General features: G+C 30.2%; 8 protein-coding genes. 6 read left to right on the top strand and 2 right to left on the bottom strand.

Annotated features, from left to right (window positions below; genetic code table 11):
- The 4 genes from PF272_RS12580 to PF272_RS12565 all read left to right on the top strand — a co-directional run.
- Nucleotides 1-1,311: coproporphyrinogen-III oxidase family protein (locus PF272_RS12580; protein ID WP_271143026.1), on the top strand; the 1,311-nt coding region annotated here is incomplete at its 5' end.
- The gene (locus PF272_RS12575) at nucleotides 1,304-2,371 is read left to right on the top strand and encodes a cytochrome P450 (RefSeq protein WP_271143025.1); all 1,068 of its coding nucleotides are present in this window, start codon (nucleotides 1,304-1,306) and stop codon (nucleotides 2,369-2,371) included. The genes PF272_RS12580 and PF272_RS12575, both read left to right, overlap by 8 nt.
- Complete coding sequence (locus tag PF272_RS12570; protein ID WP_271143024.1) at nucleotides 2,368-3,573, top strand: MFS transporter; 1,206 nt, start codon at nucleotides 2,368-2,370, stop codon at nucleotides 3,571-3,573. The genes PF272_RS12575 and PF272_RS12570 overlap by 4 nt, the downstream gene beginning before the upstream one ends.
- Nucleotides 3,574-3,896: 323 nt before the next feature.
- Nucleotides 3,897-4,196 carry a MobA/MobL family protein gene (locus PF272_RS12565; RefSeq protein ID WP_333781505.1) on the top strand — a complete coding sequence of 100 codons (300 nt, stop codon included), beginning with the start codon at nucleotides 3,897-3,899 and terminating at the stop codon, nucleotides 4,194-4,196.
- 59 nt (nucleotides 4,197-4,255) lie between these two features.
- Here PF272_RS12565 and PF272_RS12560 read toward each other — a convergent pair whose 3' ends face one another.
- The gene (locus tag PF272_RS12560) at nucleotides 4,256-4,459 is read right to left on the bottom strand and encodes a hypothetical protein (protein WP_042905567.1); all 204 of its coding nucleotides are present in this window, start codon (nucleotides 4,457-4,459) and stop codon (nucleotides 4,256-4,258) included.
- Nucleotides 4,460-4,479: 20 nt separating this feature from the next.
- Nucleotides 4,480-5,103: a ParA family protein gene (locus PF272_RS12555; RefSeq protein ID WP_011255129.1), complete on the bottom strand. Its 624-nt coding sequence runs from the start codon at nucleotides 5,101-5,103 to the stop codon at nucleotides 4,480-4,482.
- A 197-nt stretch (nucleotides 5,104-5,300) separates the two neighbouring features.
- Here PF272_RS12555 and PF272_RS12550 point away from each other — a divergent pair, with 197 nt between their 5' ends.
- Both PF272_RS12550 and PF272_RS12545 read left to right on the top strand, forming a co-directional pair.
- Nucleotides 5,301-6,068, top strand: coding sequence for a recombinase family protein (locus PF272_RS12550; RefSeq protein ID WP_271143023.1), 768 nt, complete (start codon nucleotides 5,301-5,303; stop codon nucleotides 6,066-6,068).
- 53 nt (nucleotides 6,069-6,121) lie between these two features.
- Nucleotides 6,122-6,628 (top strand): hypothetical protein, encoded by a 507-nt coding sequence (locus PF272_RS12545; protein ID WP_011255127.1) that lies wholly within the window; start codon nucleotides 6,122-6,124, stop codon nucleotides 6,626-6,628.
- Nucleotides 6,629-6,854 lie beyond the last annotated feature (226 nt).

Here is a 6,854-nt window from a genome sequence, read left to right as displayed (position 1 = left end):
CTACCACTACATTATCGTGATGGATTGGATGCAGTGATAGCGAATAGTAATCACAATATAAATTCTAGAGCATTATATTTTCATATTCCATTTTGCGAAACAATATGTACTTTTTGTCCTTTTACTAGAGGAGCATATAGAGATAATAATGATGTGGATGAATACGCAAACGCTCTTATAAGAGAAATAGAGTTAAAATCATCTTTTAATGATTATAAAAAAGTTCCTGTAAGAGCAATTTTCTTTGGTGGGGGAACTCCTTCTCTTTTATCCTCTGAGAATATGGTTAAAATAGGTCAGGCAATAAAGAAACATTTTTTATTATCTCCAGATTGTGAATTTTCATTCGAAATAGAGGTTAAAAGTTTAACTGCTGAGAAAGTATTAGCAATGAAAGATATGGGTGTTACTCATCCTAGATTTGGTCTTCAAACTTTTGATCCTGAGTGGAGAAGGTTGTTTAATTTAACTTCCACATACGAACAAATTAATTTTGCAGCAGATATATTAACAAAAAATTTTGAAACAGTTTTATTTGATATAATTTATGGAATGAATGGTCAAGATGAGGAAGATATAATAAGAGATTTAGATAAATCAATATGTTTAGGGACATCAAACATTGATATTTATCCTATAGATAATGTTATGACTCAACCAAAATTACATAAGGCAATTCAGGATAGAGGTTTTCCGCTTACAACAGCCACAAGAAAATTTGCTATGAATATGTTAATTGATTCATATATGCGCAGCAAAGGATTTATGCCTCATAATGGGCATGGATATGTAAGAACCAATAATGTGGATCAATCTGTAGTAACAGATGAATATAGTTTTAAATATCATGAACATGTGTATGGGTATTCCGATCATGATTTACATGGTTTTGGGGTAAATGCAGTTTCTTCTATTCGTGAGCATGTTATAACCAATACATCAAGTAGGAAAAAATATATTAATTCAATAAAAAATGGAAAAATCCCATCTATGATAAGTAAACATTCAAAGATTCTTGATGAGATGAAACCAATAATACTAAGATTACCTTACCATGGAAGTGTAGAAAAAAGAAAAATCAAAGAAATCCCTTTTTATTTACAAGATAAAATATCAGAGTTGATTGAGCACAAATTAGTTTATGAGGATGATAAAGGATTTTATTTAACTAAAATTGGATGGTATTGGTATACTAATATTATGTTTTGGCTTATGCCTGAATCAGATAAAGATATGATGAGAGGATTTATTACTAAGCAGTTAAGTATTCCAGGTAAATATATTGCAAAAAAGGAATTGGTTTATGTGTGATATAAATCTAAAAGAGGTATATAAAGAACGCTATAGATACATATCATCTAAAGATAATGAATGCAATGGATTTTATTATGATAAAAATAAAATGTTATGGGTGTTTTACAGTTATTCATCATGCATTGAGTTATTAAATAATTCAGAATTATCTAAAAATAGAATGGATGTACCTCTTGATTTATTTAGTGATAAAGAGAAGGATATAGTAATAAATTTTATTGAGTTGATTAATTTATCATTAATTTTTAGAGATCATAAAAAAGGCCCTATAGTTAAAATAATTCATGACAACTATAAAAACATTGATGCTTACAGTATTATTGCTGATTTGTTAAGCGAGAAAAAGGTAATAACCGAAGTGGAATTAACAAACTTGAATAATATACTTGCCGGAAGTGTTGTTGGGTTGAATAATGATGCTTACTTAAGCGAAAGAGCAATTAATGTTGGGATGTTGTTTGATGGAAGAGTTAATGGTAAAAAACATTTTTTATCCATAGCTAAATCATTCTTAGAATTATTTGATTATTTTAAAAAGTCATTCAATGACTCAGATGAAAACATATCAGATATGGTTGTCACTTATATTGCAGCTCACCAAACAACAATGCAATTAATTGTTGCAACTTTATACACTATACATAACTTTAATTTGACTGTTGATAAAAGTAATATTAAAAATATTATTTTGGAATCATCAAGATTATATAGTCCAGTATTATCTGTTGGAAGAATAGTTACAAAAGATATCCATTATTGTAGAAATATTATAAAAAAAGGGGAACGTGCTATTTTTTATACAGGGTTAGCTAATTTTGATTCTAACTCTTTTGTCCTTCCATTTACATTTAATTTGGATCGTATAAACAAACCTCTATCATTTGGTGTTGGAATTCACAAATGTATTGGTATGGGGATATCTCTTGATTTTACAAAGATATTTGTAGAATTCATACTTGAAAAGTATAAATTGAAAAATGTATCTATATTCAAGGTAGATGATGGGGCTTCAGCCATAGGAATTTCTTCTTTTACTATTGAGATTAATAAAAAATGAATTTATTAAAGATTAGATATTTTCCAACATTAATATCATCTTTATTCTTTTCAAAGCTTGGGGATTATGCTTATGAAGTTATATTTGTATTTATAGTTCTTGAGGTTACAAATAATGATTATTTGTATGCAGGTGTGGTTTATTTTTTTAGATTTATTCCATTTATATTTTTTGGCCCTATAGGTGGATGGCTGGCTGACAATGGATACATAAAGAAAAGTTTAATTTATAGCGAAATTATCAGACTCATTATATCAATAATAATATATATTAGTTATATAAACGAAGCAATAAATATTTCTTTGTTAATTTCCTCATCTTTTCTTACCACTGTTGGTAGGAGTATATTTCAACCAAGTTTTCAAACATTTATACCACAAATTATTGAAAATAAAAAACTCTCTAAAGCGAACAGTATAACGCAAATTATTGAAGAGGTATCGTCTATTTTGGGGCCATTGCTATGCTCATTGATTATTCTTGTTTCTGATAAAGGCATGGTGTTAATTTTCAATTCTTTAACATACTTTATTTCAATAATAATATTGTTGGGCTTAAATGAAGATAAGGATAAAAAAAATAAAAATAAAAAAATATATATTTTTAGCGTTTATAAGGAAACTTTTTTAAATATTGGCAACATGTTTAGAACAGAATATAGTCTATTTGTAGCTATCATTGGTTCTTCATTGTGCATCTTATTTACAGGATCTGTTATTCGATTTGTTATACCAGCTGTTTCTATATACATGAATGGGGATGAAGTATTTACTAGTTATATATTTTCCTTAATGGCTACAGGAACAATCATAGGTGGAATTATATACAACAAAACAATAACAAAATCAACTCCAAATAAATTAATGTTCTATTGGTTTATTTATGGTGTGATTATGTTAATTATGTCCTTATTATCAATGAAATTTATTTTGATGCTTTCTCTTATTCTTGGGATATTTGGTGCATTTGTTGACATAACACTCATTACAACAATACAAACTTTGTCTAAAAAAGAAAATATAGGGAGAAATTTTGGGACATTTTCAACTCTAGCAAATACAGCCGAAGCTCTATCTGGGATAACTTCAGGAGTTATTGCTACGATTGGTATAACATTTTCATTTACTATTATGTCATCATTGATAGCTCTAATAGGTCTATATGGAATTACCCTTACTTCAAATAAGAAAAATACTAATTAAACAAAATAGCTTAATAGATCACAATATTTTCAATGATGACAAGAAAGCTCAGCCTTTCGGCTTGGCTGAATAATGTGCCTATTCTACCTTACAATTAAGACATATAGGATTTTGAGTGTCGCATAGTCCCCCACCAAGACAGAGCAAGCCACGAGAACCGCAACGATAGCTAATGCTTTCATTGCAACTTCCTTTTTTGACTTCATACCTCGATTTAGAAGTATTGAAAGAAGCCAAGAGAGGCTTACTCATCGAGGAGAGTTTAACCCCTCCTGACACCCAAATTTCATTTTAACAGAAAACCGTTTGAAAAGGCGGTTTTCTTGTTTCTAACTGTTACGTTTTCCTATCGCTTTCTCAATCTTTTCAACCGTAAACATGAAAAAAGAAAAGATGCTCAATATTGCATGGAGATGGAAATTTCATTGCAACATGAATTGACTTTAGAAGAAAACCTCAAAAATTTAAGAACTCTTTTAGATAATCATTATATTAAAAAAGGTTTAATGTATTATAATCATCATCGAACTCATCAAGGAAAAATGTGCTGCGGCAGAACACCGATGGAAACATTACTTGATGGAAAACGGATTTGGGCGGAAAAGCATTTAAGCTCAAATTAATCTGACAGACACTATAATTTTAAACGGGAACTGTCAGATTAGGTTTGATCTTCTACAGATTATTTGTGCTTTTCTAAATATTCTCTTAGAGCTTCTTCAACAACATTTTTAAGTGTTGTACGTTTTTTTAAAGCAAATTCTTGTGCTTCATAAAACAAGTCTTCATCAACTCTTGCACCAATTTGTTTTTCTTTTTTAGCTGTTTTTAATGAAACTTCCAAATCTTGATGCTTTTCCGTACTTCTTCCAAATTTTCCTTCCATAATTTTATTTCCTTTGAGTGTTAGCAAGCTAACAAAGCTGCATAGATTTCTGTTAGTTCGATTTTTTGTTTTGTGTGTTTTGTGTTAAATATAGTTTTTAAGTCATTAATGCTATTTACATAAACCATGCTGTGAGATAAATGATATGGCAACACTTTCATTTTTTCTTTTTTGAAGATAGATGCTAATTCATCAAGATTTTTCTTTGTGTTTGTTGAGTTATTGACTGTTTGTGTGAAAAGAATGCAACTGTTAACATTGCTTTGCTGAACTAAATCAACAATGTTGTAAACACTTTTAATGTCAAATCTGGCTGGTTTTGCAGCAATTAAAACACGATCTGATTTTTTGATAATGTGAGCATTTAAAGGTGTGATGCTCGGTGCTGTATCTACAACAACATAGTTATATCCAGCTTTTTTTGCTTGTGTTAAGACAAAATCAAAATCAGCTTCTGTGGAAACTGCTGAAATGTCTTCTTCCTTTAACTCTTCTAAAAACTCAAAAGCAGATTTTTGCTTATCAGTATCAACGAGTAAAACTTTTGTATCTTCACCTTTTCTTTTAAGGTAATCAAACAAGTTGATTGCTAAAAGACTTTTCGACACTCCGCCTTTTGCACTTGCTATAGTGATAATTTCCATTTTTTAACCTTTGTTATTTTGATAATTTAATAAATTATTATCTTGATAACAATATAACTTTTTTCATTGTTTTTTGTCAACTGTGGTTAAAAACTTTATTTCTTTTTTAGCTAGGCTAAAAATGTGATTTGATAAGTTTTTATAAAGTTCTTATATTGTAGATAGAAAGTTCAAAGTTATTAAAGGATAGAAAAATTATGGCATACATAGGCTATGCAAGAGTTTCGACACAATCACAAGATTTGACCGAACAAATTGAAGCCTTGCAAAAATTTGGTTGTACAAAAATTTTCACTGGCAAGTATTCAGGCAAAGCCAAAGATAATGAAGAGCAGTTAGGGAAAATGATGGATTATGTGCGTGAAGGTGACGTTGTAGTTGTCACAAAATTTGACCGGCTAGGCAGAAGCCTAAATCAATGCTTAAACATTTTGGAAGAGTTTAAGAAGCAAGACATAGGTTTTATAGCACTCGATCAAAATATTGATACAACAAAAAAATCAGACCCACTTTCAGTTGCTATGATTCACCTTCTTGGCTTGTTTGCTGAATTAGAACGCTCTTTCATTGTTGAGCGCACACAATCAGGCAAGCAAGCAAAAATTGCAGCAGGTGATTTGAGGGCCAAAGGTGGGAGACCAGTCAAAATCAATGCTGGAATGAAAGAAAAAATGGCTGCTGATTTTGCTAATGGGCTATCTTTGTCAGCAACAGCAAGAAAGTACAAGATTAGTGTTGCAAGTGCTAAAAATGTGAAAAAAGAACTAAAAGAAAAGAAAGATAATCTTAGAAGAACTTTTGAAATTGAGCTGGAAAAATTTTGCAACAGCAAAGAAGAAATTGATGATGTGTTAAACAACACACAACAACACTATGATAGATGTGATAAAAACACAGATGGAGAGTATGTCTATTTGTTGATTGATATACTAGAAAACCTACATGGCAACAAGATATTTTTATAACTTTATAACAAGTTATCTTGATAACATTTAATCATTTATGATAATGTGTTAAGATGCAACAAAAATTGCATGTTAGGAAAATAGAGAGAATGATTATTTCTGATGAGGAAATATCCGGAATAGGTAATGTTGACGAAGATCACACTATAGCTATCGTTGGATGTTTTCCATTTTGTAAAGTGGGAAATTTCACTTACCCTGAAGGTGATATATGTTTGAAGTATGGTAAGCAGGACAATAAGAATCTTCACAGAGGATTTGGCTTGTTGCATTTAATAAAAGGCGCTCACACTGAAGATGAAATCTATAAAGATGTGAAAACTATTGATGAACTTGTTGTAGTCTTAAAAAGGACAATAAAGAAACATAGTAAGATTTTCATGGAGAGGGAAGGGAATTTTATCGTTATTTCTAATGGAAATGCTAAAGTTGTATTGGAATACAGGGATAGTGAAACTATGTATTCTGTTGTAACATGTCATAACATTAGTAACACATATAACGTTGCAAAGCATGGTGATTCAGTAGGTAAAATCAAGAAAGACTTGACAAATGTATGACATTATCATAATCTTAAATTGTGGTTAGAGTTGATGTTGGGTGAAGAGCAGCAAGTAAGTAGCCTAAACTAAGTTCAACAGTTTAGCTCAGAACTGTTAGATAGTTCTACTACGTGGTGATAATGCTTTAGTGTTTAAAGTTTTTTAAACACCTTTGGGTTCCTCAACGGCATTACAACAACAGCTATCTCACAACAAACAAATTTCAAAGAAAAAGCACCTTAAT

This window comes from Gallibacterium faecale (genome assembly GCF_027920745.1).
GTDB classification, from domain to species: domain Bacteria; phylum Pseudomonadota; class Gammaproteobacteria; order Enterobacterales; family Pasteurellaceae; genus Gallibacterium; species Gallibacterium faecale.
The sequence above is the reverse complement of the archived record's forward strand: the minus strand, read 5'-3'. Positions and strand labels throughout refer to the sequence as shown.